26 protein-coding genes are annotated in these 26,254 nt (G+C 58.4%); 19 read left to right on the top strand and 7 right to left on the bottom strand.

All coding sequences use genetic code 11. The annotated features are described in order from the left end of the window. Positions 1-25: 25 nt before the first annotated feature. Positions 26-604, bottom strand: a complete 579-nt coding sequence (locus EGY12_RS20430; protein WP_123895167.1) for a hydrolase — start codon at positions 602-604, stop codon at positions 26-28. Between the two features lie 215 nt (positions 605-819). On the opposite strand from EGY12_RS20430, the gene EGY12_RS20425 reads away from it, so the two are divergent. The 7 genes from EGY12_RS20425 (at position 820) to ruvB (ending at position 6,448) form a co-directional block, all read left to right on the top strand. Further along, complete coding sequence (locus EGY12_RS20425) at positions 820-1,050, top strand: zinc ribbon domain-containing protein (protein WP_320204121.1); 231 nt, start codon at positions 820-822, stop codon at positions 1,048-1,050. Between the two features lie 74 nt (positions 1,051-1,124). Further along, on the top strand, positions 1,125-2,909 hold the full coding sequence (aspS, locus tag EGY12_RS20420) for an aspartate--tRNA ligase (RefSeq protein WP_123895166.1): 1,785 nt from the start codon (positions 1,125-1,127) through the stop codon (positions 2,907-2,909). Next, positions 2,909-3,355 carry a dihydroneopterin triphosphate diphosphatase gene (gene nudB, locus EGY12_RS20415; protein ID WP_004932373.1) on the top strand — a complete coding sequence of 149 codons (447 nt, stop codon included), beginning with the start codon at positions 2,909-2,911 and terminating at the stop codon, positions 3,353-3,355. Before aspS ends, nudB begins: the two co-directional genes overlap by 1 nt. Before the next feature lie 19 nt (positions 3,356-3,374). Then, positions 3,375-4,118, top strand: coding sequence for a YebC/PmpR family DNA-binding transcriptional regulator (locus EGY12_RS20410; RefSeq protein ID WP_033647638.1), 744 nt, complete (start codon positions 3,375-3,377; stop codon positions 4,116-4,118). A 57-nt stretch (positions 4,119-4,175) separates the two neighbouring features. Then, positions 4,176-4,697 (top strand): crossover junction endodeoxyribonuclease RuvC, encoded by a 522-nt coding sequence (gene ruvC / locus EGY12_RS20405; protein WP_004932367.1) that lies wholly within the window; start codon positions 4,176-4,178, stop codon positions 4,695-4,697. A gap of 112 nt (positions 4,698-4,809) precedes the next feature. Continuing rightward, positions 4,810-5,424: a Holliday junction branch migration protein RuvA gene (ruvA, locus tag EGY12_RS20400; RefSeq protein WP_123895165.1), complete on the top strand. Its 615-nt coding sequence runs from the start codon at positions 4,810-4,812 to the stop codon at positions 5,422-5,424. Positions 5,425-5,443: 19 nt separating this feature from the next. Then, a complete protein-coding gene (ruvB, locus tag EGY12_RS20395; protein ID WP_038877130.1) occupies positions 5,444-6,448 on the top strand; it encodes a Holliday junction branch migration DNA helicase RuvB in 1,005 nt (334 codons plus the stop codon). A gap of 60 nt (positions 6,449-6,508) precedes the next feature. Here ruvB and znuB read toward each other — a convergent pair whose 3' ends face one another. Both znuB and znuC read right to left on the bottom strand, forming a co-directional pair. After that, on the bottom strand, positions 6,509-7,294 hold the full coding sequence (znuB, locus tag EGY12_RS20390) for a zinc ABC transporter permease subunit ZnuB (RefSeq protein WP_025303124.1): 786 nt from the start codon (positions 7,292-7,294) through the stop codon (positions 6,509-6,511). Continuing rightward, positions 7,291-8,049 carry a zinc ABC transporter ATP-binding protein ZnuC gene (gene znuC / locus EGY12_RS20385; protein ID WP_004932357.1) on the bottom strand — a complete coding sequence of 253 codons (759 nt, stop codon included), beginning with the start codon at positions 8,047-8,049 and terminating at the stop codon, positions 7,291-7,293. The genes znuB and znuC overlap by 4 nt, the downstream gene beginning before the upstream one ends. A gap of 78 nt (positions 8,050-8,127) precedes the next feature. On the opposite strand from znuC, the gene znuA reads away from it, so the two are divergent. The 3 genes from znuA to lpxM all read left to right on the top strand — a co-directional run bounded on the left by znuA (position 8,128) and on the right by lpxM (position 11,534). Then, entirely contained in the window at positions 8,128-9,072 is a 945-nt protein-coding gene (gene znuA, locus EGY12_RS20380; RefSeq protein ID WP_123895640.1) for a zinc ABC transporter substrate-binding protein ZnuA, read from the top strand. A 21-nt stretch (positions 9,073-9,093) separates the two neighbouring features. After that, positions 9,094-10,416, top strand: coding sequence for a murein DD-endopeptidase MepM (gene mepM, locus EGY12_RS20375; RefSeq protein ID WP_038877136.1), 1,323 nt, complete (start codon positions 9,094-9,096; stop codon positions 10,414-10,416). A gap of 149 nt (positions 10,417-10,565) precedes the next feature. Then, entirely contained in the window at positions 10,566-11,534 is a 969-nt protein-coding gene (gene lpxM, locus EGY12_RS20370; RefSeq protein ID WP_123895164.1) for a lauroyl-Kdo(2)-lipid IV(A) myristoyltransferase, read from the top strand. 48 nt (positions 11,535-11,582) lie between these two features. On the opposite strand, the gene EGY12_RS20365 is transcribed toward lpxM, so the two are convergent. The 3 genes from EGY12_RS20365 to EGY12_RS20355 form a co-directional block, all read right to left on the bottom strand. Next, positions 11,583-12,464: a leucine-rich repeat domain-containing protein gene (locus EGY12_RS20365; RefSeq protein WP_123895639.1), complete on the bottom strand. Its 882-nt coding sequence runs from the start codon at positions 12,462-12,464 to the stop codon at positions 11,583-11,585. Positions 12,465-12,549: 85 nt separating this feature from the next. After that, positions 12,550-13,992 carry a pyruvate kinase gene (gene pyk, locus EGY12_RS20360; RefSeq protein WP_019452801.1) on the bottom strand — a complete coding sequence of 481 codons (1,443 nt, stop codon included), beginning with the start codon at positions 13,990-13,992 and terminating at the stop codon, positions 12,550-12,552. Between the two features lie 190 nt (positions 13,993-14,182). Then, positions 14,183-15,055, bottom strand: a complete 873-nt coding sequence (locus EGY12_RS20355) for a MurR/RpiR family transcriptional regulator (RefSeq protein ID WP_123895638.1) — start codon at positions 15,053-15,055, stop codon at positions 14,183-14,185. Between the two features lie 447 nt (positions 15,056-15,502). Between EGY12_RS20355 and zwf the strand changes: the two genes are divergently transcribed. The 4 genes from zwf to mdtI all read left to right on the top strand — a co-directional run bounded on the left by zwf (position 15,503) and on the right by mdtI (position 19,011). Continuing rightward, on the top strand, positions 15,503-16,978 hold the full coding sequence (gene zwf, locus EGY12_RS20350) for a glucose-6-phosphate dehydrogenase (RefSeq protein ID WP_004932333.1): 1,476 nt from the start codon (positions 15,503-15,505) through the stop codon (positions 16,976-16,978). Positions 16,979-17,132: 154 nt separating this feature from the next. Further along, on the top strand, positions 17,133-17,774 hold the full coding sequence (locus EGY12_RS20345) for a bifunctional 4-hydroxy-2-oxoglutarate aldolase/2-dehydro-3-deoxy-phosphogluconate aldolase (protein ID WP_123895163.1): 642 nt from the start codon (positions 17,133-17,135) through the stop codon (positions 17,772-17,774). A 552-nt stretch (positions 17,775-18,326) separates the two neighbouring features. Further along, a complete protein-coding gene (gene mdtJ / locus EGY12_RS20340; protein WP_004932327.1) occupies positions 18,327-18,695 on the top strand; it encodes a multidrug/spermidine efflux SMR transporter subunit MdtJ in 369 nt (122 codons plus the stop codon). Next, positions 18,682-19,011, top strand: coding sequence for a multidrug/spermidine efflux SMR transporter subunit MdtI (mdtI, locus tag EGY12_RS20335; RefSeq protein WP_016927446.1), 330 nt, complete (start codon positions 18,682-18,684; stop codon positions 19,009-19,011). Before mdtJ ends, mdtI begins: the two co-directional genes overlap by 14 nt. A 63-nt stretch (positions 19,012-19,074) precedes the next feature. On the opposite strand, the gene EGY12_RS20330 is transcribed toward mdtI, so the two are convergent. Beyond that, the gene (locus EGY12_RS20330) at positions 19,075-19,419 is read right to left on the bottom strand and encodes a RidA family protein (RefSeq protein WP_015378124.1); all 345 of its coding nucleotides are present in this window, start codon (positions 19,417-19,419) and stop codon (positions 19,075-19,077) included. A gap of 133 nt (positions 19,420-19,552) precedes the next feature. On the opposite strand from EGY12_RS20330, the gene EGY12_RS20325 reads away from it, so the two are divergent. The 5 genes from EGY12_RS20325 (at position 19,553) to rnd (ending at position 26,043) form a co-directional block, all read left to right on the top strand. Beyond that, positions 19,553-21,469 carry an ATP-dependent DNA helicase gene (locus tag EGY12_RS20325; RefSeq protein ID WP_123895162.1) on the top strand — a complete coding sequence of 639 codons (1,917 nt, stop codon included), beginning with the start codon at positions 19,553-19,555 and terminating at the stop codon, positions 21,467-21,469. Positions 21,470-21,548: 79 nt separating this feature from the next. Further along, positions 21,549-22,250: a tRNA (adenosine(37)-N6)-threonylcarbamoyltransferase complex dimerization subunit type 1 TsaB gene (gene tsaB / locus EGY12_RS20320; protein WP_123895161.1), complete on the top strand. Its 702-nt coding sequence runs from the start codon at positions 21,549-21,551 to the stop codon at positions 22,248-22,250. 100 nt (positions 22,251-22,350) lie between these two features. Beyond that, entirely contained in the window at positions 22,351-22,941 is a 591-nt protein-coding gene (locus EGY12_RS20315) for a Slp family lipoprotein (RefSeq protein ID WP_049271641.1), read from the top strand. Positions 22,942-23,151: 210 nt separating this feature from the next. Beyond that, a complete protein-coding gene (gene fadD / locus EGY12_RS20310) occupies positions 23,152-24,840 on the top strand; it encodes a long-chain-fatty-acid--CoA ligase FadD (RefSeq protein ID WP_123895160.1) in 1,689 nt (562 codons plus the stop codon). A gap of 81 nt (positions 24,841-24,921) precedes the next feature. Continuing rightward, positions 24,922-26,043, top strand: a complete 1,122-nt coding sequence (gene rnd / locus EGY12_RS20305; protein ID WP_123895159.1) for a ribonuclease D — start codon at positions 24,922-24,924, stop codon at positions 26,041-26,043. Positions 26,044-26,254: the final 211 nt, after the last annotated feature.

The following is a 26,254-nucleotide window of genomic DNA, read 5'->3' as shown; positions in this document are numbered from 1 at the left end:
GAGATCATCAGGCTACAACTTAACGTTACCGCTCTAGCGCGGCAAGAATTTCGCCGGTATCACGTACCCGCGCCAGACGCGGGAAGATGTGTTCGAACGCAAAGCGGTGCATTTCCGCATTCTGCGCGCTGCAGATGTCTTCGGCGATCACCAGTTCATAGCCGTGCTCCCAGGCGGCGCGGGCGGTGGACTCTACGCCGATATTGGTGGAGATGCCGCCCAGCACCACGGATTTGATGCCGCGGCGGCGCAGCTGTAAATCGAGATCGGTGCCGTAGAAGGCACCCCATTGGCGCTTGGTGATCAAAATATCGCTGTCATTGACCGCCAGCGGCGCAGGGAACTCCCACCAGTTGGCCGGCAAGCCACCGGCGGGCGCGGGAGCCGGTTTGTCCACCGGCTGTTTCAGCGCTTCGGCGAAGGTGTCGGACCAGCCGACGCGCACCAGCAGCACCGGTGCGTCCAGCAGACGAAAACGCGCGGCCAGCAGAGCGGCGTTCGCTACCACCTGGTCGGCGCTGTGTGGGCCGCCGGCGTAGGGCAGAATGCCGTTTTGCAAATCGATCAGCACCAGAGCGGTGGTTTGGGCGTCAAGTTTCAGCATGGATTTCATCTCGTTGCGAAGTGGATAAAAGATGTTCGGCGCGCCAGGCGAGTAGCCTCTGGCGCAAAACCGGGGGAGAATCAGGCTACGTGAAAAAACTGTCGCAGGTTAATGGGAAATTTGTTAATCGATGTGTTGATTCGCACAAAAACGCGTCATTTAGTGCAGTAACAATGCTGTGTTCGCACTTATCGGGCGCATGAATTTCCTTTATAATGACTCCCTTTTTTCAACACTCTTTAATCCAACGACCTATGCCGATTTATGAATATGCATGTGGTGCTTGCAACCATCGGTTAGAGAAATTGCAAAAATTTTCCGATGCGCCGCTGGCAGACTGCCCGGCGTGTGGGCAGCCCGCGTTGACCAAGTTGATCTCATCCTCCGGTTTCCAGCTCAAGGGTACCGGCTGGTATGCGACGGATTTTAAACCGGGCAACAAGTAGAATTTATCAGATAACAGCCGCGCGACAGGGGCGCAGTAGCCCGGCGCGGCATCGGCTGTGTAAAAGGATAGCGTATGCGTACTGAATATTGCGGGCAGTTGAATCTGTCCCACGTGGGCCAGGAAGTCACTCTGTGTGGTTGGGTCAATCGTCGTCGCGATCTCGGCGGCCTGATCTTTATTGATATGCGCGACCGCGAAGGCATCGTGCAGGTGTTCTTCGATCCGGACCAGAAAGTGGCGTTCGACAAGGCCTACGACCTGCGCAATGAGTTCTGCATCCAGATCGTCGGCACCGTGCGTGCGCGTCCGGACAGCCAGATCAATAAAGATATGGCCACCGGCGAAGTGGAAGTGTTTGCCCACGCGCTGGAGATTATCAACCGCTCCGAGCCGCTGCCGCTGGACTCCAACCAGGTGAACAGCGAAGAAGCGCGCCTGAAATACCGCTACCTGGATCTGCGCCGCCCGGAAATGGCCGAGCGTCTGAAGACCCGCGCCAAAATCACCAGCTTCGTACGCCGCTTCATGGACAGCCACGGCTTCCTCGACATCGAAACGCCGATGCTGACCAAGGCGACGCCGGAAGGCGCGCGCGATTACCTGGTGCCGAGCCGCGTGCACAAGGGCAAATTCTACGCGTTGCCGCAGTCTCCGCAGCTGTTCAAACAGCTGCTGATGATGTCCGGCTTCGATCGTTACTACCAGATCGTCAAATGCTTCCGCGACGAAGACCTGCGTGCGGATCGTCAGCCTGAATTTACTCAGATCGACGTCGAAACCTCCTTCATGACCGCCGAGCAGGTACGTGAAGTGATGGAGAAACTGGCGCGCGAACTGTGGCTGGACGTGAAGGGTGTGGATCTGGGCGATTTCCCGGTCATGACCTTCGCCGAAGCGATGCGTCGCTTTGGTTCCGACAAGCCGGATCTGCGTAACCCGCTGGAGCTGGTGGACGTGGCTGACCTGGTCAAAGACGTCGAGTTTAAAGTCTTCTCCGGCCCGGCCAACGACGCCAAAGGCCGCGTGGCGGCGATCCGCGTACCGGGCGGCGCGCAGCTGACCCGCAAGCAGATCGACGAGTACGGCGCTTTCGTCAACATCTACGGCGCCAAAGGCCTGGCGTGGCTGAAGGTCAACGACCGCGCCGCCGGCATGGAAGGCGTGCAGAGCCCGATCGCCAAATTCCTCAGCGCGGACGTGCTGGAAGCCGTCCTGGCTCGCACCGATGCGCAGACCGGCGATATCCTGTTCTTCGGCGCCGACAGCTTCAAGATTGTCACCGATGCGATGGGCGCGCTGCGTCTGAAGCTGGGTCGCGATCTGGCGCTGACGCAACTCGACAGCTGGGCACCGCTGTGGGTGGTTGATTTCCCGATGTTCGAAGAAGACGAAGAGGGCGGCCTGGCGGCCATGCACCACCCGTTCACCTCGCCGCGTGACATGAGCCCGGAAGAGCTGGCGGCAGCGCCGGTCAACGCCATCGCCAACGCCTATGACATGGTGATCAACGGTTACGAAGTGGGCGGCGGTTCGGTGCGTATTCACCGCAGCGAAATGCAGCAGACGGTGTTCAGCATTCTGGGTATTAACGAACACGAACAGCGCGAGAAGTTCGGCTTCCTGCTGGACGCGTTGAAGTACGGTACGCCGCCGCACGCGGGCCTGGCCTTCGGCCTGGATCGTCTGGTGATGCTGCTGACCGGCACCGACAACATCCGCGACGTCATCGCCTTCCCGAAAACCACCGCGGCGGCCTGTCTGATGACCGATGCACCGAGCTTCGCCAACCCGGCGTCGCTGCAGGAGCTGGCAATCAGCGTGGTAAAGAAAGCCGGTGCGGAACAAGAGAGCGAGTGATGAGTTATAAGCGCCCTGAATCTATCCTGGTAGTGATTTACGCGAAATCCAGTGGTCGGGTGCTGATGTTACAGCGGCGCGACGATACCGAGTTCTGGCAGTCGGTCACCGGCAGCCTGGAACAGGATGAGTCGCCGCCGCATGCCGCGCGGCGTGAAGTCATGGAAGAAGTCGGCATCGATATCGAAGCAGAGCACCTGCCGTTGTTCGATTGCCAGCGCTGCGTGGAGTTTGAACTCTTTGTCCATTTGCGACATCGCTATGCGCCGGGAACCACGCGCAATAAAGAGCACTGGTTCTGTCTGGCGTTGCCCGAGGAGCGCGATCCGGTGATTACCGAGCATCACGCTTACCAATGGCTTGAGGCGGCCGAGGCCGTGAAGTTGACCAAGTCGTGGAGCAATCAGCAGGCGATTGAAGAGTTCGTGATCAATTCAGTCCAGTAGTTTTTTTCGGAGATTTTTTATGGCAGGTCATAGTAAGTGGGCCAACACAAAGCACCGTAAAGCGGCGCAGGACGCCAAGCGCGGTAAAATTTTCACCAAGATTATTCGTGAGCTGGTCACGGCCGCCAAGCTGGGCGGCGGCGATCCGGATTCCAACCCGCGTCTGCGCGCGGCGATGGACAAGGCGCTGTCGAACAACATGACGCGCGACACCATGAACCGTGCGATCGCGCGTGGCGTGGGCGGCGATGATGATACCAACATGGAAACCATCATCTATGAAGGTTACGGCCCTGGCGGCACCGCCGTGATGATCGAATGCCTGAGCGACAACCGCAACCGCACCGTGGCGGAAGTGCGCCATGCCTTCACCAAATGCGGCGGCAACCTCGGCACCGACGGTTCCGTGGCTTACCTGTTCACCAAGAAGGGTGTGATCACTTACGCACCGGGCCTGGATGAAGACACCGTGATGGAAGCGGCGCTGGAAGCCGGTGCGGAAGACATCGTGACCTATGACGATGGCGCTATCGACGTGTTCACCGCCTGGGAAAGTCTGGGTGCGGTGAAAGACGCACTGACCGCGGCGGGCTTCGAAGCCGAAGCGGCGGAAGTGTCGATGATCCCATCGACCAAGGCCGACATGGACGCTGAAACCGCGCCTAAGCTGCTGCGTCTGATCGATATGCTGGAAGACTGCGACGACGTGCAGGAAGTTTACCATAACGGTGAGATCTCCGACGAAGTAGCGGCGACGCTGTAATCCGGTAAAACGGGCGCCGCCGTACGGCGGCGCCGTGCATGCAAGGTGGATGTAGATATGGCGATCATACTCGGTATCGATCCCGGCTCACGCGTCACCGGCTATGGCCTTATCCGCCAGCAGGGGCGTCAGTTGAGCTATATCGCCAGCGGCTGCATCCGCACGGTGGTGGACGACATGCCGACGCGGCTGAAGCTGATTTACGCCGGCGTCAGCGAGATCATCACCCAGTTTCAGCCCGACTTCTTCGCCATCGAACAGGTGTTTATGGCCAAGAACCCGGATTCGGCACTCAAACTCGGCCAGGCGCGCGGCGTCGCGATCGTCGCGGCGGTGAATCAGAATCTGGAAGTGTTCGAGTATGCGGCGCGGCAGGTCAAACAGACCGTGGTCGGCACCGGTGCGGCCGAAAAGGCGCAGGTACAGCACATGGTGCGTTCGCTGCTCAAACTCTCGGCCAACCCGCAGGCGGATGCCGCCGATGCCTTGGCCATCGCCATTACCCACTGCCACCTCAGCCAGAACGTGCTGCGGATGAGCGAAGGGCGGTTGAATCTGGCGCGCGGGCGTTTGCGCTGACGTAAAGCGATGATTGCTCAGGCTGGATATTCATCCAGCCTTTTTTATGTTATAAGCTTTACCAGCAACGGCATGGCAGGGCGCCATGCCCGGTAATTCTGCAGGAGGGTAAATGATAGGTCGTCTCAGAGGAAATATTCTGGAAAAGCAGCCGCCGCTGGTGTTACTGGAGGCGAATGGCGTGGGCTATGAGGTGCACATGCCGATGACCTGCTTTTACGAGCTGCCGGAACTGGGGCAAGAGGCCATCGTGTTTACCCACTTCGTGGTGCGTGAAGATGCGCAGCTGCTGTACGGTTTCAACGATAAGCAAGAGCGCGCGCTGTTCCGTGAGCTGATCAAGGTGAACGGCGTCGGGCCGAAGCTGGCGCTGGCGATCCTGTCTGGCATGTCCGCGCAGCAGTTCGTCAGCGCGGTGGAACGTGAAGAGATTACCGCGCTGGTCAAACTGCCGGGCGTGGGCAAGAAAACCGCCGAACGCCTGGTGGTAGAGATGAAAGACCGCTTTAAAGGGCTCAACGGCGACCTGTTCAACAGCAGCAGCGAGATCAGCCTGCCGTCAGCCGCCGACAAAGCGTCGGAAGCGGATGCGGAAGCTGAGGCCGTTTCGGCGCTGGTGGCGTTGGGTTATAAGCCGCAGGAAGCCAGTCGCATGGTCAGCAAGATTGCCAAGCCGGGCGCCGACTGTGAGACCCTGATCCGCGACGCGCTGCGCGCCGCCCTGTAAGGCCGCTAAGGGGTAGATAATGATTGAAGCCGATCGCCTGATTTCCGCCGAACCGATCAACGAAGAAGAGATCCTCGATCGCGCCATTCGTCCCAAGCTGCTGACCGAATACGTCGGCCAGCCGCACGTGCGCGAGCAGATGGAGATCTTCATTCAGGCGGCCAAGCAGCGCGGTGACGCGCTTGACCATCTGCTGATCTTTGGCCCGCCGGGGTTGGGGAAAACCACCCTGGCCAACATCGTAGCCAACGAAATGGGCGTGAATCTGCGCACCACCTCCGGCCCGGTGTTGGAGAAGGCGGGCGATCTGGCGGCGATGTTGACCAATCTCGAACCGCACGACGTCTTGTTCATCGACGAAATCCACCGTTTGTCGCCGGTGGTGGAAGAAGTGTTGTATCCGGCGATGGAAGACTATCAGCTGGATATCATGATCGGTGAAGGGCCGGCGGCGCGTTCGATTAAGCTCGATCTGCCGCCGTTCACGTTGGTGGGCGCGACTACCCGCGCCGGCTCGCTGACTTCGCCGCTGCGGGATCGCTTCGGTATTGTCCAGCGGCTGGAGTTTTATCAGGTGGCGGACTTGCAGCACATCGTCTCGCGCAGCGCCGGCTGCCTGGGGCTGGAGCTGTCCGACGAGGGCGCCCATGAAGTGGCTCGCCGCGCGCGCGGTACGCCGCGTATCGCCAACCGTCTGTTACGTCGAGTGCGCGACTTTGCCGAAGTGCGCGCCAATGGCGTGATCAGCGGCTCGGTGGCGGCGCAGGCCCTCGATATGCTCAACGTCGATGCCGAAGGTTTCGACTATATGGATCGCAAACTGCTGCTGGCGATTATCGACAAGTTTACCGGTGGCCCGGTCGGGCTGGATAACCTGGCGGCGGCGATCGGCGAAGAGCGCGAAACCATCGAGGATGTGATCGAGCCGTTCCTGATCCAGCAGGGCTTTATCCAGCGCACGCCGCGCGGCCGTCTGGCGACGCAGCATGCCTACCGGCACTTCGGACTCGAGCGCGAAGCATAAGTTTTCCACCCATCATAAAGAAGGGCCGCATCAGCGGCCCTTGTCATATCCCGGTTTTAATCAGGCCTGCTGCTTTTTGAACAGGCTCAGCGTGAACAGCACGGCGGCGCTCAGTACCACCGAAGGGCCGGCCGGCGTATCGTAAAACGCCGAGAAGGTCAGGCCGCCGGTGACGGCCACCATGCCGAGCAGCACCGCGACGCCGGCCATTTGTTCCGGCGTGCGTGCGAAACGGCGTGCGGTGGCTGCCGGAATGATCAGCAGCGAGGTGATGATCAACGCACCGACGAATTTCATCGCCAGGCCGATGGTCAACGCGGTAACCAGCATCAGCACGGTGCGCGCTCTAACCAGGTTGACGCCGTCGACGTGCGCCAGCTCCGGGCTGATGGTCATCGACAGCAAATCGCGCCACTGCCACCACAGGACCAACAGCACCACGGCGACGCCACCGGCAATCATCACGATGTCGCTCAGCGTGACCGACAGCAAATCACCGAACAGGTAGGCCATCAGATCGACCCGCACGTTGGACATCAACGCTACCACCACCAGACCCAATGACAGGGCGCTGTGAGCCAGAATGCCGAGCAGGGTATCCACCGAAAGCTGTGGGCGGCGTTCCAGCCACACCAGGGCCAGAGCCAACAGCAACGTAATGGCGATGACCGCATAGAAGGGATTAATGTCCAGCAGTAGACCAAAGGCGACCCCGAGCAGCGAGGCGTGCGCCAGGGTGTCGCCGAAGTAGGACATGCGGCGCCAGACCACGAAGGAGCCCAGCGGCCCGGCGGCGCTAGCCAACAACACGCCGGCCAGCCAGCCGGGAAGTAACAGTTCGATCATGCTTCGCGGCTCCCGGTTTTCTTCAAGACAATTCTTCCCTGCAGGTCGTGACGGTGGTTGTGATGGTGGCGATACACAGCCAGTTGTTCTGCGCCGCGGTTGCCGAACATGGCGATGAATTCGGGATGCATCGAAACCACCTCCGGCGCCCCGGAGCAGCAAATGTGCTGATTGAGGCACAGTACCTCGTCGGTTTTCGCCATCACCAGATGCAGATCGTGCGAGACCATCAGTACGGCACAGCCCAGTTCTTTACGCAGCTGATCGATCAGATCGTACAGCGCCAGCTGGCCGTTGACGTCCACCCCCTGCGTGGGCTCGTCCAGCACCAGCAGCTGCGGTTTGTTCAGCAGTGCTCGCGCCAGCAGCACGCGTTGGTTTTCGCCGCCGGAGAGTTTTTGCATCGGCTGGTCGAGCAGGTGAGCGGCGTGCACGCGCTTGAGGGCCGGCAGAATGTCGGCTTTCTTTACGCCGGGTTTGAGACGCATAAAGCGGCTGACGGTCAGCGGCAGGGTGGCGTCGAGGTGCAGCTTTTGCGGCACGTAGCCAATGCGCAGATCGGGCTCACGCTCCAGCGTGCCGGCGGTCGGTTTGACCAATCCCAGCACTACGCGCACCAGCGTGGACTTACCCGCGCCGTTAGGGCCCAGCAGCGTGAGAATACGGCCGGGCTGCAGGCTAAGGGAAATGTTCGACAGCACCTTGCGGCTGCCGAAGGCGACGGAGATATTTTTTAGCGTTATCAGTGTGGACATCTCGAGATTACAGGTTGCAGAACGAAGCGGATGTTATAATATCACGCCTTGTGGATGAAAACGATGGGATTACTGATGATGGCACAGAAAAATAAGTGGCTGCAGCGCACGCTGCTGGCCAGCGCACTGTTGATGGCCGGCCCGCTGAGCAGCGCTTCCGCTGCGGTGGTGACTTCGATTCGCCCGCTGGGCTTTATCGCTTCGGCGATCGCCGACGGCGTGACGCCGACCGAGGTGTTGTTGCCGGATGGCGCTTCGCCGCATGATTTTGCGCTGCGTCCTTCCGATATTCAGCGTTTGCGCTCCGCTGACCTGGTGCTGTGGGTCGGGCCGGACATGGAAGCGTTTCTGAACAAGGCGCTGGTGCCGATCTCGGCAAACCGAAAGCTGGCTATCAGCGAACTGCCGGCGGTGAAACCGCTGCTGATGAAAGGCGAAGATGATGACGATCATGATCATGCAGACGAAGCGCATAACCATGCGGATGACGATCATGGGCATCATCATGGCGAGTACAATATGCACGTTTGGCTGTCGCCGGAGATAGCAAAAGTGACCGCGATCGCGATTCACGACAGATTGTTGGAACTTATGCCGCAAAATAAGGACAAATTAGACGCAAACCTGCGCCAGTTCGAGAATCTGCTGACGCAAACTGACAAAAATGTTGGTAACATGCTTACGCCTGTGCAAGGTAAGGGTTATTTTGTTTTTCATGATGCTTACGGCTACTTTGAGAAACACTACGGTTTGAGTCCGCTGGGCCATTTCACCGTCAATCCCGAAATTCAACCTGGAGCACAGCGCCTACACCAAATTCGAACACAGTTGGTTGAGCAGAAAGCGGTATGCGTTTTTGCTGAGCCACAATTCAGGCCGGCCGTAATCAATGCCGTCGCCAAGGGTACCAAAGTGCGTTCCGGAACGCTGGACCCGCTGGGCATCGGCATCGCGCTGGGGAAGGACAGCTACGGGAAATTCCTGAGTCAGCTGTCAAACCAGTACGTGAGCTGCCTGAAGTAAAGCTTATGAGGATAATATCGAGTGCAGCAGATAGTCCGAACTATCGCTCTGGCGTATAACAACCTGCCACGGCCCCACCGCGTCATGCTGGGGTCGCTGACAGTCGTCACATTGGCCGTCGCTGTTTGGCGGCCTTTTGTTTATCATCCAGAACACAATCCCATTGCCAAGAGCGTCGAGTTAGAATCCAGCCAGATGCGGTCATTGCTCCCCGAAGCCAGTGAACCGATAGATGCCGACCAACCCACCCCCGATGACGAAATCCCGCAGGATGAGCTGGATCAGAAAGATGCCGGCGATGATGGCGTGCATGAATATGTGGTTTCCACCGGCGACACCCTCGGCAGCATTCTGACGCAATACGGCATCGATATGTCGGATGTCACCTTGCTGGCTTCGCAAAACCGCGATCTGCGTAATCTGAAGATCGGTCAACAGCTGTCGTGGACCGTAAACGATGCGGGCGATCTGCAACAGTTGACCTGGGAAGTTTCCCGCCGCGAAACCCGCACCTATGACCGCGTCGGCAATAGCTTCAAAGAGTCGAAAGAGGCGCAGCAGGGCGAATGGCGCAACAACGTGATCAGCGGCCGGGTCAACGGCAGCTTCGTCAGCAGTGCCGGCGACGCCGGGTTGAGCCGTAACGAAATCAATGCGGTGATCAAGGCGCTGCAGTGGCAGCTCGATTTCCGCAAGCTGCGCAAAGGCGACCAGTTCTCTGTGCTGATGTCGCGCGAGCATTTCGACGGTAAGAAATCGCAAAGCCAGCTGTTGGGCGTGCGTCTGCGCACCGGCGGCAAAGATTACTATGCGATCCGCGCCGAAGACGGCAAATTCTACGATCGCCAGGGCTCAGGCCTGGCCCGTGGCTTCATGCGTTTCCCGACCATGAAACAGTTCCGCATCTCCTCCAACTTCAACCCGCGTCGCGTGAACCCGGTGACCGGCCGCGTCGCGCCACATAAAGGCGTCGATTTCGCCATGCCGGTCGGCACGCCGGTGCTGGCGGTCGGCGACGGTGAGGTGGTGATCGCCAAACGCAGCGGCGCTGCGGGCAACTATGTGGCGATCCGCCACGGTCGCCAGTACACCACGCGCTATATGCACCTGAAAAAACTGCTGGTGAAACCGGGCCAGAAGGTGAAACGCGGCGATCGCATAGCGCTTTCCGGCAACACCGGCCGCTCCACCGGGCCGCATCTGCACTTTGAACTGTGGACCGGTCAACAGGCGGTGAACCCGCTGACGGCCAAGCTGCCGCGTTCCGAAGGGCTGAGCGGCAAAGACCGCAGCGATTATCTGGCGCAGGTGAAGGAAGTGGTTCCTCAGCTGCAGCTGGATTAATACCCCCTTTTTCCGGCGCTCCGGCGCCGTTAATTTCATCGGCCTGATTACGGGCCGATGCTGTTTTATCTGGGCGGTTCGCGGTTGTTAATTGCAAAATCGGTGATGGCAATTATGATTAGCCGAATCGCTAAGTTAAGAGCATGTGCATGCAAAACGAGAAGAAATCGAACGTAGAGTTCATCCCGCAGTTTCAGAAAGCCTTTTTATATCCGCGCTACTGGGGCGTATGGCTGGGAACCGGCCTGATGGCCGGCATTTCGCTGGTGCCTGCGCGCCTGCGCGATCCGGTGCTGGGTGCGGTCGGCAAACTGGCCGGCAAGCTGGCGAAGGGCGCGCGCCGTCGTGCCCGTATCAACTTGCTTTATTGCCTGCCGGATCTGCCGGAAAATGAACGCGAGCACATCATCGACCAGATGTTCGCCTGCGCGCCGCAATCGATGGTGTTGATGGCGGAACTGGCTTGCACCAAGCCGGAGAAAGTGCTCAAACGCGTGCGTTGGCACGGTGAAGAGGTTTTGGACAAGATCCGGGCGGAAGGGCGCAACGTGATCTTCCTGGTGCCTCACGGCTGGGCGGTGGATGTGCCGGCGATGCTGATGGCCGCGCGCGGCCAACCGATGGCGGCGATGTTCCACAATCAGCGTAATCAGCTGATCGACTACCTGTGGAATGCCGTGCGTCGCAAATTTGGCGGCCGCATGCACGCGCGCAACGACGGCATCAAACCGTTTATCAGTTCGGTTCGCCAGGGATATTGGGGCTACTATCTGCCCGATCAGGACCACGGCGCGGAGCACAGCGAGTTCGTCGATTTCTTCGCGACCTATAAGGCGACGCTGCCGGCGGTGGGGCGATTGATGAAGGTGTGTCGTGCGGCGATCGTGCCTTTGTTCCCGGTTTACGACGGCAAAACCAGCATGCTGGATATCTATATTCGCGAGCCGATGGATGACCTGGCCGAAGCCGACGATCCGCGCATTGCCCGCCGCATGAACGAAGAGGTGGAAAATTTGGTGGGGCCGAACCCTGAACAATACACCTGGATCCTCAAACTGCTGAAGACGCGCAAAGAAGGGGAAATTGAACCTTATTCGCGCGACGATCTGTATCGTTAATCCTTTTTACCGCTAACGCCGGCCGGGTATAACCCGTCCGGCGTTTCTTCAGATGTGCACCATACAGCCGCGAGCCCGCAGGATGTCGACGACTTTAGGCGTGCGGGTGAAATCATTCCAGCGCAGATCCAGCCTGCGCAAGCGGCTCAGTTCGCCGAGGCTTTCCGGCAGGTCGCTCAGACGGTTGGCGCGCAAATCCAGACTTCTCAGCGCCGTGAGCTCACCGATATTATCCGGCAGGCGTGTCAGCCGATTGAAACGCAGGTTCAGCTCGGTCAACCGCGGCAGCCGACAGAAGGCCTGCGGCAGCTCGGCGATGGCATTGTTAGCCGCGTCGAGTATCTCCAACTCACCGAGCTGGGCCATCTCCGCCGGCAGCGTGGCCAGGGCATTTTTCATGATATGCAGTTCGCGCAATGCGCGCAGTTGCCCGATTTCAATGGGCAGGTTGCCGATGCGATTGTTGTATAAACGCAGTTCCTGTAATGCCGAAAGCTTCGGTATCGCCTGTGGCAAAGCGGTTAAATGGTTGTCGGTCGCGTTGAGGTAAGTCAATTGCTGCAGCTGCGCCAGCGAGCGCGGCAGATCGCTAAAGCCGTTATCGCTCAGGTAGAGATATTTTAACCGATGCAACTGCCCCAGTTCGTCAGGAAGCTCGCTTGCGTGATTGTGGCCAAAGTCGAACATTTCGAGCTGTTGCAACTGGCCAATCTCCGGCGGAAGACGGTCGAGCTGATTGCAGGAGATATTCAGCACCCGCAGATTTCGGTGCCGGAAGATCGGGGCGGGGAAGGCCGTCAGCTGATTGTCGTACAGGCTAATCTTGCGCAGCGCGTGGCCGGCTAACTGCGACTCGTCGAGCTGCGTCAGGTTGTGGCCGTCGAGATCGAGCTCATCACCGCTCGTTGCGGGATTGTGTTGGTGGAGCATGGCGTTCTCCATCATTAATGGCTGTATCAGGGCAAAAAAAATGCCGGCCCGCTTAAGCCGGCCGGCATTCCGTCTGCGGCGTGAATTACTCGACGCGCAGGATTCGGCTGGTGTTGGTGGTGCCAACGGTTTCCATCACGTCGCCCTGAGTGACGATCACCAGATCGCCGGAGACCAGGAAGCCTTTGTCGCGCAGGCGATTGACGGCTTCATTGGCGGCGATCACGCCGTCTTTGTGGCTGTCGAAATACACCGGCGTCACGCCGCGATATAGCGCGGTCAGGTTCAGCGTATGCTCATGGCGCGACATGGCGAAGATCGGCAGACCGGAGCTGATACGCGACATCATCAGTGCGGTGCGGCCGGACTCTGTCATGGCGATCAGCGCGGTGACGCCTTTCAGGTGGTTGGCGGCATACATCGAAGACATGGCAATCGCTTCTTCGATGTTGTCGAACTGTACGTCCAGGCGGTGTTTGGAAACGTTGATGCTCGGGATCTTCTCGGCGCCCAGACAAACGCGCGCCATCGCCGCCACGGTTTCAGCCGGGTATTGGCCAGCGGCGGTTTCCGCCGACAGCATGACGGCGTCAGTGCCGTCCAGCACGGCGTTGGCCACGTCCATAACTTCGGCGCGGGTCGGCATCGGATTGGTGATCATCGACTCCATCATCTGGGTCGCGGTGATCACCGCGCGGTTCAGGGTACGGGCGCGGCGGATCAGTTTCTTCTGAATACCGACCAGTTCCGGATCGCCGATTTCGACGCCCAGGTCGCCACGGGCAACCATGACCACGTCGGAGGCCAAAATAATGTCGTCCATCGCTTCGTCGCTGCAGACCGCTTCGGCGCGCTCAACCTTGGACACGATTTTGGCGTTGCAGCCGGCGTCGCGCGCCAGGCGGCGAGCATAGTTCAGGTCTTCACCGGTACGCGGGAAGGAGACGGCCAGGTAATCGACGCCAATCTTGGCGGCGGTCACGATGTCTGCCTTGTCTTTTTCGGTCAGCGCTTCGGCCGACAGGCCACCGCCAAGTTTGTTGATGCCCTTGTTGTTGGACAGCGGGCCACCGACGGTCACTTCGGTAAACACTTTCATGCCCTGAACTTCGAGCACTTTCAGCTGAACGCGGCCGTCGTCGAGCAGCAAGACATCGCCCGGCACCACGTCGGCAGGCAGGCCTTTATAGTCGATGCCGACTTTTTCTTTGTCGCCTTCGCCTTTTGACAGGTTGGCGTCCAGCAGGAATTTATCGCCTACGTTGAGGAAGATTTTGCCTTCTTTGAAGGTGGATACGCGGATTTTCGGCCCTTGCAGATCGCCGAGGATAGCGACGTGACGTCCCAGTTTAGCGGCGATTTCGCGCACTTTGTCGGCGCGCGCCTGGTGGTCTTCCGGGCTGCCGTGGGAGAAGTTAAGCCGAACTACGTTGGCGCCGGCAGCAATGATCTTTTCCAGATTATTGTCGCGGTCTGTAGCCGGACCCAGGGTGGTAACGATTTTGGTTCTTCTGAGCCGTCTGGACATGTATTACTCCGTTGACTGGTGAAGCAAATATTGGTGTTGCGATAAACGTCGGATAACGAAACCAGGCGTGAAATGTAATTTTACAACACTGATATTTCACCCGGGTTACCCGCATGAGCATGTTAACAGGGTACAGCCTCTGATGCCGTCATTCAAATGTCTGTTGAACGGCGATTTTTTCTTCGTCAGGTCACGAGTCAAAACTGTTGGGAATGACCACGCCTTTATCAAAGCGCGATTCTTTGAGCGCTTCTTTGACCCGCTTCAAGTTATCTCTGAATTTAGCCCCTCTGCGCAAGGTAAATCCGGTGGCGAGCACGTCAATGAGCGTTAATTGCGCGATCCGCGACACCATTGGCATGTAAACGTCGGTGTCTTCGGGCACATCGAGCAGTAAAGCGAGGGTTGCCGCCTGGGCGAGCGGGGTGTCGCGCGAGGTGATAGCCAGTACCGTCGCGTCATTTTCTCGCGCCAGGTGCGCCATCTCCACCAGATTCTTGGTACGGCCGGTATGTGAAATCAGCACCACCACGTCGCCTTCGCTGGAGTTCATGCAGCTCATGCGCTGCATGACGATGTCATCGAAGTAGACCACCGGGATATTGAAGCGGAAAAATTTGTTCATCGCATCGTGCGCCACCGCTGCGGAGGCGCCCAGGCCGAAGAAAGAGATTTTTTTTGCCTGGGTGAGCAGGTCAACCGCACGATTGATTGCGGCAATATCCAAATTTGCCTTTACTGTATCCAGGCTGGCCATGACCGATTCGAAGATCTTGCTGGTATAGGAATCGACGCTGTCGTCTTCCTCTACGTTACGGTTTACGTAGGGCGTGCCGTTAGCCAGGCTCTGGGCGAGATGCAGTTTGAAATCGGGAAAACCTTTGGTATCAAGGCGGCGGCAAAAACGGTTGACGGTGGGTTCGCTGACGTCGGCCATGCGCGCCAACGTGGCAATGCTGGAGTGAATGGCGGTCTGTGGGGCGGCCAGGATCACCTCGGCGACTTTCCTTTCAGATTTGCTCAGGAGTTCCAGATGGCTCTGGATTTTGTCCAGCGTATTCATATAACGAGAGTCACTCATGGTTTTATCCCTGTGGCTTTCAAGCAACAGCGTCGAATTTCGCCCGTGTTCGCCGTGCAAGCAGACGCCAAACGAGCGGCTGTAACCTGGAATCGATAGGGTATGTCGATTTCAAACAAAGGAGAAATCAATGCCGGTTTAGTGAAAATATACTACGTGCTGGTAACCGTTGGCAGTCTCGACAGGGCGTATGCAGGCTTTTTTCACCAGAATATGACCTGTGTCTAACTTTCATAATGGTAACAGAGCGTCAAAAAAGACGAAAAATTACAGTTTTGCCCGCCTGTTCGGGCTCTGGCGCGCATTGGCGCTACCACTGGAATCTTGTGGTCTTTTTCCCGCTTTTGCACCGGGTTTGCTGGCCGTAGTCAAACAGAGTACATTAGTAATGTAAGAAAATTACAAATATCCTGCAACGAGGAGATGAACATGGCGGTAACCTCTACAGCCCAGGCGTGTGACCTGGTTATTTTCGGCGCGAAAGGTGATTTGGCGCGCCGTAAGCTGCTGCCTTCCCTGTACCAGTTAGAGAAAGCCGGACACATCCACCCGGATACGCGGATCATCGGCGTCGGCCGCGCGGAGTGGGATAAACAAGCTTATACCGAAGTGGTCAAGGAAGCGCTTGGCACCTTCATGAAAGAAAAACTGGATGACGAACTCTGGGCCACGCTGAGCGCACGCCTGGACTTCTGCAATCTGGACGTCAATGACAGCAAGAACTTTACCAAACTGGGTAAAATGCTGGATCAGAAACACCGCACCACCATCAACTACTTCGCCATGCCGCCAAGCACTTTTGGCGCCATCTGCAAAGGGTTGGGCGAAGCCAAGCTGAACCATGAGCCGGCCCGCGTGGTGATGGAGAAACCGTTGGGCACCGATCTGGCGTCTTCCCGCGTGATCAACGATCAGGTTGCGGAATACTTCAACGAATCCCAGGTTTACCGTATCGACCACTATCTCGGCAAAGAGACGGTGCTGAACCTGTTGGCGCTGCGTTTCGCCAACTCGCTGTTCGCATCCAACTGGGATAACCGCACCATCGATTCGGTGCAGATCACCGTGGCGGAAGAGGTGGGCATCGAAGGGCGTTGGGGTTACTTCGACCAGGCCGGCCAGATGCGTGACATGATCCAGAACCACCTGCTGCAGATCCTGACCATGATCGCTATGTCGCCGCCGGCGGATTTGACCACCGACCGCATCCGCGACGAGAAGGTGAAGGTACTGCGCTCGCTGCGCCGCATCGATCAGACCAATGTACGGGAAACCACCGTGCGCGGTCAGTACACCGCCGGTTTCGTCCAGGGCAAGAAAGTGCCGGGTTATCTGGAAGAGGAAGGGGCTAACAAGAGCAGCAGCACCGAAACCTTCGTCTCCATCCGCGTGGATATCGATAACTGGCAGTGGGCCGGGGTGCCGTTCTACCTGCGTACCGGTAAACGTCTGCCGACCAAATGCTCGGAAGTCGTGGTGTACTTCAAGAACCCACCGCTTAACCTGTTCAGCGATTCTTACCAGCAGCTGCCGCAGAACAAGCTGACCATCCGCCTGCAGCCGGACGAAGGCATCGAAATTCAGGTGCTGAACAAGGTGCCTGGGCTGGATCACAAGCACCGTCTGCAGACCACCAAGCTGGACTTGAGCTTCTCGGAAACCTTCAATCAGGAGCACGTGGCGGATGCCTACGAGCGCCTGCTGCTGGAGACCATGCGCGGTATTCAGGCGCTGTTCGTGCGCCGTGATGAGGTGGAAGAAGCCTGGAAGTGGGTCGACTCCATCATGGATGCATGGAAAGCCGACAACGAGGCGCCGAAGCCTTATCAGGCGGGCACCTGGGGGCCGGTGGCCTCGGTGGCGATGATCACCCGCGACGGCCGTTCCTGGAACGAGTTCGAGTAACGCGCAATGCCGGCAGCCTGTCTGCCGGCTTTTTTTTGCCTGCGATCTGCGCGTGGGCCACATCACTTACGGTACGGCCGGACGTCCGCGCATTTGTGCGGAGCCCTGTGGCAGGGGCGTGCCATTATTAACCGCGAGTAATGGAGAAATAACGATGAAAAACTGGAAAACCAGCGCCGAGCAGGTCCTGACGGCGGGGCCGGTGGTGCCTGTTATCGTGATCAACAAGCTGGAACAGGCGGTGCCGCTGGCGAAAGCGCTGGTTGCCGGCGGCGTGCGGGTGCTGGAGGTGACGCTGCGCACTGCCTGCGCGTTGGAGGCTATCCGCGCTATTGCCAAAGAGGTGCCGGAGGCCATTATCGGCGCCGGTACGGTGATCAATCCGCAGCAGCTGCGGGAAGTGACCGAGGCGGGAGCGCAATTCGCGATCAGCCCGGGGCTGACCGAAGCCTTGCTGCAGGCGGCGACGGCGGGGCCGATCCCGCTGATCCCGGGCATCAGCACCGTTTCCGAGCTGATGCAGGGCATGGATCACGGCCTGCGCGAATTCAAATTCTTCCCGGCGGAGGCCAACGGCGGCGTGAAGGCACTGCAGGCGATCGGCGGCCCGTTCCCGCAGGTACGTTTTTGCCCGACCGGCGGCATTACGCCGAACAACTATCGCGATTATCTGGCGCTGAAAAGCGTGCTTTGCATCGGCGGTTCCTGGCTGGTGCCGGCGGATGCGCTTGAAAACGGCGACTACGCGCGCATCACTGAACTGGCGCGCAGCGCCGTCAGCGGCGCCGCGTTGTAAACCCGCGCCACGCCTGAGGTTGGTGCTTATTTGCGCACCCACGATTATCGCAAGGCTCAACGCTTCGTTGGGCCTTTTTAAATTTTTATCGTGATTAACTTTCTTATTTTTAACCCGTTTTTTTCCGCTTTTTATGAAAACGGCAGTTTGCTTTCTTATTTTGGCTGTGGTAAAAATATCTCAGTTGAAAATTTTACTTTTATGAGGATATTGGGCAAATCGCACGGTGTGCGGCTGATAATAGAGAACTATTATGATGACTATTAACGGAACTACCCTCAGAACCTCTACTTGCCAACTCTTCCTGTCTGCGATCCTTGCCAGTGAGCATCACTGGTGCAGCGAGCTATAGCGTCTTTCTCCCTTAACCGGTGCGGGTGGCGGGCTTAGGCCTTCGCGCTACCGTTCCGCCGGGCAAACAATCTTTTTGCGTTTGGGTCAGTTTATCCCCAGGGATCTCTGCGTCTTGCGCGCCGAAATACGGCCGTTCGACGAGATAAATCGGGATAAATATGCCTTGGCGCGCGTTATTCGCCGTTTGGGAGAAAAATTATGATTTATTGGATCTTTTTAGGTTTGGCCATCATGACCGAAATCATCGGCACTTTGTCGATGAAATACGCCAGCGTTAACGGCGGCATGATCGGGCACATCGTGATGTACGTAATGATCACTGCGTCCTATGTGTTGCTGTCGGTGGCGGTAAAACGCGTGGCGCTGGGCGTAGCCTATGCGCTGTGGGAGGGCATCGGCATTCTGTTCATTACCTTGTTCAGCGTGCTGTGGTTCGACGAGCCGATCTCGGCGCTGAAGGTACTGGGCCTGGCTACGCTGATCGCCGGCATCATGCTGGTGAAATCCGGTACCCGCAAAGAGCGAAAACAGGTCAGCCCGCGAGGTGACAACCATGCAACAGTTTGAGTTGTACCACATTGGGTTCCTGGGACTGGCGATCGTGCTGGAAATCATCGCCAACATCTTCCTGAAGATGTCGGACGGCTTCCGTAAAATTTGGCTGGGGCTGCTGTCGCTGCTGTCGGTACTCGGCGCGTTCAGCGCCCTGGCACAGGCGGTGAAGGGCATCGATCTGTCGATCGCTTATGCGCTGTGGGGCGGTTTCGGTATCGCCGCCACCATCGCCGCAGGCTGGATCATGTTCGGCCAACGGTTGAATGCCAAAGGCTGGATTGGCCTGGCGCTGCTGCTGACGGGGATGGTGATCCTCAAATTGTCCTGATAGCGGGCAATAAAAAACCGCAGGCGTTGCCGTCTGCGGTTTTTTTTTCGTCAGCGCTCAGGCTTACAGTGCGGCGATGATTTTGATTTCGACCTTGTACTTCGGATTCATCAGCTGCGCCTGCACGGTGCAGCGCACCGGTGCGCTGCCGGCGACCACCCAGGCGTCCCAGGCGGCGTTCATCGCGGCGAAGTCGGCGGTGTTGGCCAGGAAGATGGTGGCATCCAGAATGCGGCTTTTGTCCGAACCGACGCGCGCCAGCAGCACGTCGATGGCGGCGAGGGCGTTGGCGGTCTGCGCGGTCGCGTCGTCGTCCAGGTTCTCCGGCACGCTGGTGTAGTAAACGGTCTCGTTGTGCACCACGGCTTCGGACCAGCGCTGATCGGGATCAATTCTTTCGATATTCATTTGCTTATCTCCATATCATAGTCGTGCTAAGGGTAGCACAGCCGGTCATGAAAATGCGCGGCGATAAAGTGGGTGGTAGCCGGGCGGCAGGCTTGGCATAATCACCGCTGAATGACACCGGCAGAGAGACAGCGTGACAGACGATTTTGCAACAGACGGCGCATTGGCGCAGGCTATCAAGGGATTCAAACCGCGTGAGCCGCAGCGGCAGATGGCGCAAGCCGTTACCGAGGCGATCAATTTCAAGCAGGAGCTGGTGGTGGAAGCAGGCACCGGCACCGGCAAGACCTTCGCTTATCTGGCGCCGGCGCTGCGCGCCGATCGCAAAGTGATCATCTCTACCGGTTCGAAAGCGTTGCAGGATCAGCTGTATGCGCGCGATCTGCCTACCGTCGCCAAGGCCTTGAAGTACAAAGGCAAGCTGGCGCTGTTGAAGGGGCGATCTAACTACCTGTGTCTGGAGCGGCTGGAACAGCAGTCGATGGCCGGCGGTGAGCTGGCGGGGCAGACCCTGATCGACCTGGTGCAGCTGCGCAAATGGTCGTCGCAGACCAAAGAGGGCGACATCAGTACCTGCAGCGAAGTGGCGGAAGACAGCTTCGTCTGGCCATTGGTCACCAGCACCAATGACAACTGCCTGGGCAGCGATTGCCCGCTGTATCAGGATTGCTTCGTGGTCAAGGCGCGCCGCCGCGCGATGGATGCGGATGTGGTGGTGGTGAACCATCACCTGTTCCTGGCGGATATGGTGGTGAAAGAGGGCGGTTTCGCCGAGCTGATCCCAGAAGCCGAGGTGATGATTTTCGACGAAGCACACCAAATCCCCGACATCGCCAGCCAGTATTTCGGCCAGCAGCTCACCAGCCGCCAACTGTTGGATCTGGCGAAAGATATCACCATCGCCTATCGCACCGAGGTGCGCGATTCCGCTCAACTGCAAAAAAGTGCCGACCGCCTCAGCCTGAGTACGCAAGATTTTCGCCTGAATCTGGGAGAGCCGGGTTTTCGCGGCAACTTGCGTGACGTACTCGGCGAACCGAACGTACAGCGTGCTCTGTTGCTGCTCGATGACGCGCTGGAGCTGTGTTATGACGTCATGAAGCTGTCGCTCGGGCGTTCGGCGCTGCTGGACGCCGCCTTTGAGCGCGCCACATTGTACCGCGCGCGCCTCAAGCGGCTGAAGGCGGTGACGGAACCGGGCTACAGCTATTGGTATGAGTGCAACTCGCGCCATTTCGTGCTGGCACTGACGCCGCTGACGGTGGCCGATCGGTTCCGCGAAATGCTGGACGAGAAGCCGGGCAGTTGGATCTTTACCTCGGCCACGCTGTCGGTCAACGATCAGTTGGGCCACTTCACCGAACGGCTGGGGCTGACCAAGGCCAAAACGCTGCTTCTGCCAAGCCCGTTCGACTATGCCAAACAGGCATTGCTGTGCGTGCCGCGCTTTTTGCCTTCGCCAAATCAGCCCGGCGGGGCGCGCCAGCTGGCGCGCATGCTGCGGCCATTAATTGAAGCCAACAACGGCCGCTGCTTCTTCTTATGCACCTCGCACCAGATGATGCGTGAGCTGGCGGAAGAGTTCCGTGCCACGATGACGCTGCCGGTGCTGTTGCAAGGGGAAACCAGCAAAGGGCAACTGCTCGCGCAGTTCGTCGCCGCCGGTAACGCGCTGCTGGTGGCGACCAGCAGCTTCTGGGAAGGGGTGGACGTGCGCGGCGATGCGCTGTCCTGCGTGATCATCGATAAACTGCCGTTCACTTCACCGGACGATCCGTTGCTGAAGGCGCGCATTGAAGATTGCCGCCTGCGCGGCGGTGACCCGTTCAATGACGTGCAGTTGCCGGATGCGGTCATCACGCTGAAACAGGGCGTTGGCCGCTTGATCCGCGACACCGACGATCGGGGCGTGCTGGTGATTTGCGATAACCGTTTGGTCATGCGCCCTTACGGCGAGGTGTTTCTCAATAGCCTGCCGCCCACGCCGCGCACCCGCGATTTGAAGCAGGCTATCGCCTTCCTGCAGGCCGCCGATGCGTCGGCCACGTGAAAGATGAAGGACTTACGGGGCTGTGCTACAATGCGCGCCCTGTATGAAAAACCCAGTTTTATTCCCGCCAGAGGTTGGCATGTCCACGCGAATTTTAGCGATCGATACCGCGACGGAAGCCTGTTCCGTCGCCGTCTGGAATCAAGGCGAAACCCACGCCCTGTTTGAGCTGTGCCCACGCGAGCATACGCAACGTATTTTACCTATGGTGCAGCAGGTGCTGGCGGAATCCGGCCTGTCGCTGAACCAGCTCGATGTGCTGGCCTTCGGGCGCGGCCCCGGCAGCTTTACCGGGGTACGTATCGGCATCGGTATCGCTCAGGGCCTGGCGCTGGGCGCCGATCTGCCGATGATTGGCGTTTCCACGCTGCAAACCATGGCGCAGGGCGCCTGGCGCGTCAGCGGCGCGGAGCGCGTGCTGGCGGCTATCGATGCGCGTATGGGTGAAGTCTATTGGGGGCAGTTCGAACGTCAGGCGGACGGCAACTGGTTGGAAAGCGAAGGCGAGGCGGTGCTGTCGCCGGCACAGGCGCTGGAGCGTGCGCAGCGCCTGCAGGGCGAGTGGGCCCACGTCGGCACCGGCTGGCAAACCTATCCCGATCTGGTCAATGGTTCCGCGCTGAGCGTACGCGACGGAAAAATGCTGTTGCCGCAGGCGCAAGACATGCTGCCGCTGGCGCTGCACGCCTGGCAACAGGGGTTGGCGGTGGCGGTGGAAAACGCCGAACCGACCTATCTACGCAATGAAGTCACCTGGAAAAAACTGCCGGGTCGCGAGTAAGCGCGGCGTATTGTGCTGTTGTTGAGACCGGGTGATGAAAGCCTGCAACTTGAACGATGAAACGCGGTCAAAGTTACAGGCATTTCAGGAGATTGCGACCATGTTAATCCGCACTGCAAGTAAAAAGCTGTCGCTGCTGGCCGTAGCCTGCGGCGCGCTGGTTCTGACCGGGTGCGTCACCGTACCGGATGCGATCAAAGGCTCCAGCCCTTCTCCGGTGACACAGCTTTCCTCGGTACAAAATGCACCGAACCTGTTTACCGGCGCGGAAGCCCGCTTCGGCGGCACCGTGGTGAACGTCGCCAACGAACAAGGGCGCACGGTGCTGGAGATCGCGGCGGTGCCGCTCGACAGCGGTGCGCGGCCGATACTGGGTGAACCTTCGCGCGGGCGCTTGCTGGCCACGGTAAACGGCTTCCTTGAACCGGTCGATTTCAAAGGCCAACTGGTGACCGTCGTCGGCCCGATTACCGGGCTGAAAGAGGGGCGGATCGGCATGACGCCGTATCGCTTTGTGACGATGAACGTGACCGGTTTCAAACGCTGGCATCTGGTACAGCAGGTGGTGATGCCGCCGGCGCCGATGGGCCCCTGGGGCTGGCGCGGTGGTCCGTGGGGACCCGGTTGGGGAGCTGGCTATGGCTGGTACAACCCTGGCCCGGCACAGGTGCAAACCATCGTAACCGAGTAGCATACGCTTGATGTGAACAAATTTGACAGGGCGGCTCAGGCCGCCCTTTTTGCTTTTTGGGATAAGGAATATCCGACAATTAGTGACGTACATCGCAACCTGAATAATGTTTAAAACTCGAACTGGTCTGCTGAGTTAAAATATTGTTATGGTTAGGCTGCGAGTTTGAGGGCTGCGATGATAATTAGTAATGATTTCAGGAGTAATACCTTGGATAAGGTCTGGTTAAAACGGTATCCGGCAGATGTGCCCGCAGAGATTGATGCCGATCGCTATTCGTCGTTGATCGAAATGTTTGAGCATGCCGTGCAGCGCTATGCCGATCAGCCCGCCTTTATCAACATGGGCGAAGTGATGACCTTCCGCAAACTGGAAGAGCGCAGCCGGGCTTTCGCAGCTTATCTGCAAAATGAACTGGGCCTGAAGAAGGGCGACCGCGTCGCGCTGATGATGCCTAACCTGTTGCAATACCCCATCGCCCTGTTCGGCATTCTGCGCGCCGGTATGGTGGTGGTCAACGTCAACCCGCTGTATACCCCGCGCGAGCTGGAGCACCAGTTGAACGACAGCGGTGCCAGCGCCATCGTTATCGTCTCCAACTTTGCCCATACGCTGGAAAAAGTGGTGTTCAACACCCAAGTCAAGCATGTGATCCTCACGCGCATGGGCGATCAGCTTTCGGCCGCCAAGGGCACGTTGGTCAACTTCGTGGTCAAATACGTCAAGCGCCTGGTGCCGAAATATAACCTGCCGGACGCCATTTCATTCCGCAGCGCGCTGCAACGTGGCCGCCGCATGCAATATGTGAAACCGGACATCATTAATGCCGATCTGGCCTTCCTGCAATACACCGGCGGCACCACTGGGGTGGCGAAGGGCGCGATGCTGACGCACCGCAACATGCAGGCAAACCTCGAGCAGGCCAAAGCCGCTTATTCGCCGCTGTTCCGTGAAGGGCAGGAGCTGGTGGTAACGGCGTTGCCGCTGTACCACATTTTCGCCCTGACGGTGAACTGCCTGCTGTTTATCGATCTGGGCGGGCGCAATTTGCTGATCACCAACCCGCGCGATATTCCGGGGCTGGTGAAGGAACTCGGCAAGTATCCATTCACCGCCATGAGTGGGGTGAATACCTTGTTCAATGCGTTGCTGAACAACGAAGATTTCCACAAGCTTGATTTTTCCACGCTACGTTTTTCGGTCGGTGGCGGCATGTCGGTGCAAAAAGCGGTGGCCGAGAAGTGGGAGAAAACCACCGGCAAACACCTGCTGGAAGGTTACGGCCTGACGGAGTGCGCGCCGCTGGTGGCCGGCAACCCTTACGACCTGAAACACTACAGCGGCAGCATCGGTCTGCCGGTGCCTTCGACGGACATTCGACTGGTGGATGACAACGGTCACGATGTGCCACCGGGCGAACCGGGCGAACTGTGGGTCAAAGGGCCGCAAGTTATGTTAGGCTATTGGCAGCGCCCGGAGGCCACCGACGACGTGCTGAAAGACGGCTGGTTGGCGACCGGTGATGTGGTGACCGTGGACGAACAGGGATTTGTGCGCATCGTTGATCGTAAGAAAGACATGATCCTGGTCTCTGGTTTCAACGTCTACCCGAACGAGATCGAGGATGTGGTGAGCCAGCATCCGAAAGTGCTGGAATGTGCCGCGATCGGCGTGCCCAGCGAAGCCTCCGGCGAAACGGTGAAGATCTGCGTGGTGAAGAAAGACGCCTCGCTAAGCAAGGAAGAGCTGTTGACCCATTGCCGCCGCCACCTCACCGGGTATAAAGTGCCTAAAATTGTTGAGTTCCGCGATGAACTGCCGAAGTCGAACGTCGGCAAGATTTTGCGGCGAGAACTGCGCGATGAGCAAAAAACGCCGAAGTCGGCCGATGCCGCCTAGGTTTCGCTCTTGCGCCTGACTATCAACAACGCCGGTGAATGCCGGCGTTGTTGTGTTTGAATCCTACAAGAGAATGATGTTTTGAATTATCAGTTGATCACTACCGATGCCGGATTGCAGCAGGTCTGCGAGCAGGCGAGAAAGCATGCCCAGGTTGCGCTGGACACCGAGTTTGTCAGAACACGCACCTACTATCCGCAGCTGGGCCTGATCCAGCTTTACGACGGTGAACAACTCTCCCTTATCGATCCTCTGCCGATCAAGCAATGGCAGCCGTTTGTCGACCTGCTGGCCGATACCGCTGTGGTGAAGTTCCTGCATGCCGGCAGTGAAGATCTCGAAGTGTTTCTCAACGCATTTAAAATGCTGCCGACGCCGATGGTCGATACCCAGATCCTGGCGGCCTTTACCGGCCGGCCGCTCTCCTGTGGCTTCGCGACGCTGGTGGCGGAGTACATGAAGGTTGAGCTGGACAAGAGCGAGTCGCGCACCGATTGGCTGGCGCGTCCGCTGACTGAAAGGCAGTGCGTGTACGCGGCCGCTGACGTGTTCTATCTGTTACCGATGGCCAAACAGCTGGTGCAAGAAACCGAAGAGGCCGGTTGGACTGCAGCGGCCAATAACGAGTGCCTGCTGTTGTGCCAACGCCGTAGCGAGGCGCTGGCGCCGGAATTGGCCTACCGTGAAATCAGCAACGCCTGGCAGCTGCGCCCGCGTCAACTGGGTTGTCTGCAGAAGTTGGCGGAATGGCGGCTGCGCCAGGCGCGTGAACGCGATCTGGCGGTGAACTTCGTGGTGCGAGAGGAGAACCTATGGCAGGTGGCGCGCTATATGCCGTCTTCGCTGGGAGAACTGGATTCTCTGGGGCTAAGTGGGCCGGAGATCCGTTATCACGGTAAAACGTTGCTGGCCCTGGTGGCAGAGGCCGAAGCGCTGGAGGAATCCGAGCTGCCGGCGCCGTTGGCTAACCTTATCGATCAGCCGGGTTATAAGAAGGTGTTTAAAGACATCAAGGCGGCGATCGCTACCGTCAGTGAGCAAAGCGGGTTGAGCAGCGAGCTGCTGGCATCCCGTCGCCAAATTAACCAATTGCTGAACTGGCATTGGAAACTGAAGGACGGTGAAAATCACCCTGAATTAATCACGGGTTGGCGCGGCGATCTATTAATGGCACCGCTGCAGGACATCCTGAAAGATTATTAATCACTGGCGATCACCAGGGCAGGGTCTGGAAACTCTGCTCGGGTGAATATAGGCAGGAAATAATGCGTTGAAGGTAAATCTGGCCAGAATTTACTTTAAACGAGATGGCGGCAAAGTTAATTGGGAATAGTCCCAAAGGAAAAATTCGCTTTTTTGTTGCCGATAAAGCTTAATAACTGGATGCACATACAGTTACCCCCTGCATAAAATA

It is taken from the genome of Serratia sp. FDAARGOS_506, assembly GCF_003812745.1.
Taxonomy (GTDB): Bacteria; Pseudomonadota; Gammaproteobacteria; order Enterobacterales; family Enterobacteriaceae; genus Serratia.
This window is presented reverse-complemented; position numbering and strand designations above follow the sequence as displayed.

Bases quoted from the DNA above. Each gene is read 5' to 3' on its own strand.
- EGY12_RS20430 (WP_123895167.1), bottom strand. From the start codon at position 604: ATGCTGAAACTTGACGCCCAAACCACCGCTCTGGTGCTGATCGATTTG.
- EGY12_RS20425 (WP_320204121.1), top strand. From the start codon at position 820: ATGACTCCCTTTTTTCAACACTCTTTAATCCAACGACCTATGCCGATT.
- aspS (WP_123895166.1), top strand. From the start codon at position 1,125: ATGCGTACTGAATATTGCGGGCAGTTGAATCTGTCCCACGTGGGCCAG.
- nudB (WP_004932373.1), top strand. From the start codon at position 2,909: ATGAGTTATAAGCGCCCTGAATCTATCCTGGTAGTGATTTACGCGAAA.
- EGY12_RS20410 (WP_033647638.1), top strand. From the start codon at position 3,375: ATGGCAGGTCATAGTAAGTGGGCCAACACAAAGCACCGTAAAGCGGCG.
- ruvC (WP_004932367.1), top strand. From the start codon at position 4,176: ATGGCGATCATACTCGGTATCGATCCCGGCTCACGCGTCACCGGCTAT.
- ruvA (WP_123895165.1), top strand. From the start codon at position 4,810: ATGATAGGTCGTCTCAGAGGAAATATTCTGGAAAAGCAGCCGCCGCTG.
- ruvB (WP_038877130.1), top strand. From the start codon at position 5,444: ATGATTGAAGCCGATCGCCTGATTTCCGCCGAACCGATCAACGAAGAA.
- znuB (WP_025303124.1), bottom strand. From the start codon at position 7,294: ATGATCGAACTGTTACTTCCCGGCTGGCTGGCCGGCGTGTTGTTGGCT.
- znuC (WP_004932357.1), bottom strand. From the start codon at position 8,049: ATGTCCACACTGATAACGCTAAAAAATATCTCCGTCGCCTTCGGCAGC.
- znuA (WP_123895640.1), top strand. From the start codon at position 8,128: ATGGCACAGAAAAATAAGTGGCTGCAGCGCACGCTGCTGGCCAGCGCA.
- lpxM (WP_123895164.1), top strand. From the start codon at position 10,566: ATGCAAAACGAGAAGAAATCGAACGTAGAGTTCATCCCGCAGTTTCAG.
- EGY12_RS20365 (WP_123895639.1), bottom strand. From the start codon at position 12,464: ATGCTCCACCAACACAATCCCGCAACGAGCGGTGATGAGCTCGATCTC.
- pyk (WP_019452801.1), bottom strand. From the start codon at position 13,992: ATGTCCAGACGGCTCAGAAGAACCAAAATCGTTACCACCCTGGGTCCG.
- EGY12_RS20355 (WP_123895638.1), bottom strand. From the start codon at position 15,055: ATGAATACGCTGGACAAAATCCAGAGCCATCTGGAACTCCTGAGCAAA.
- zwf (WP_004932333.1), top strand. From the start codon at position 15,503: ATGGCGGTAACCTCTACAGCCCAGGCGTGTGACCTGGTTATTTTCGGC.
- EGY12_RS20345 (WP_123895163.1), top strand. From the start codon at position 17,133: ATGAAAAACTGGAAAACCAGCGCCGAGCAGGTCCTGACGGCGGGGCCG.
- mdtJ (WP_004932327.1), top strand. From the start codon at position 18,327: ATGATTTATTGGATCTTTTTAGGTTTGGCCATCATGACCGAAATCATC.
- mdtI (WP_016927446.1), top strand. From the start codon at position 18,682: ATGCAACAGTTTGAGTTGTACCACATTGGGTTCCTGGGACTGGCGATC.
- EGY12_RS20330 (WP_015378124.1), bottom strand. From the start codon at position 19,419: ATGAATATCGAAAGAATTGATCCCGATCAGCGCTGGTCCGAAGCCGTG.
- tsaB (WP_123895161.1), top strand. From the start codon at position 21,549: ATGTCCACGCGAATTTTAGCGATCGATACCGCGACGGAAGCCTGTTCC.
- EGY12_RS20315 (WP_049271641.1), top strand. From the start codon at position 22,351: ATGTTAATCCGCACTGCAAGTAAAAAGCTGTCGCTGCTGGCCGTAGCC.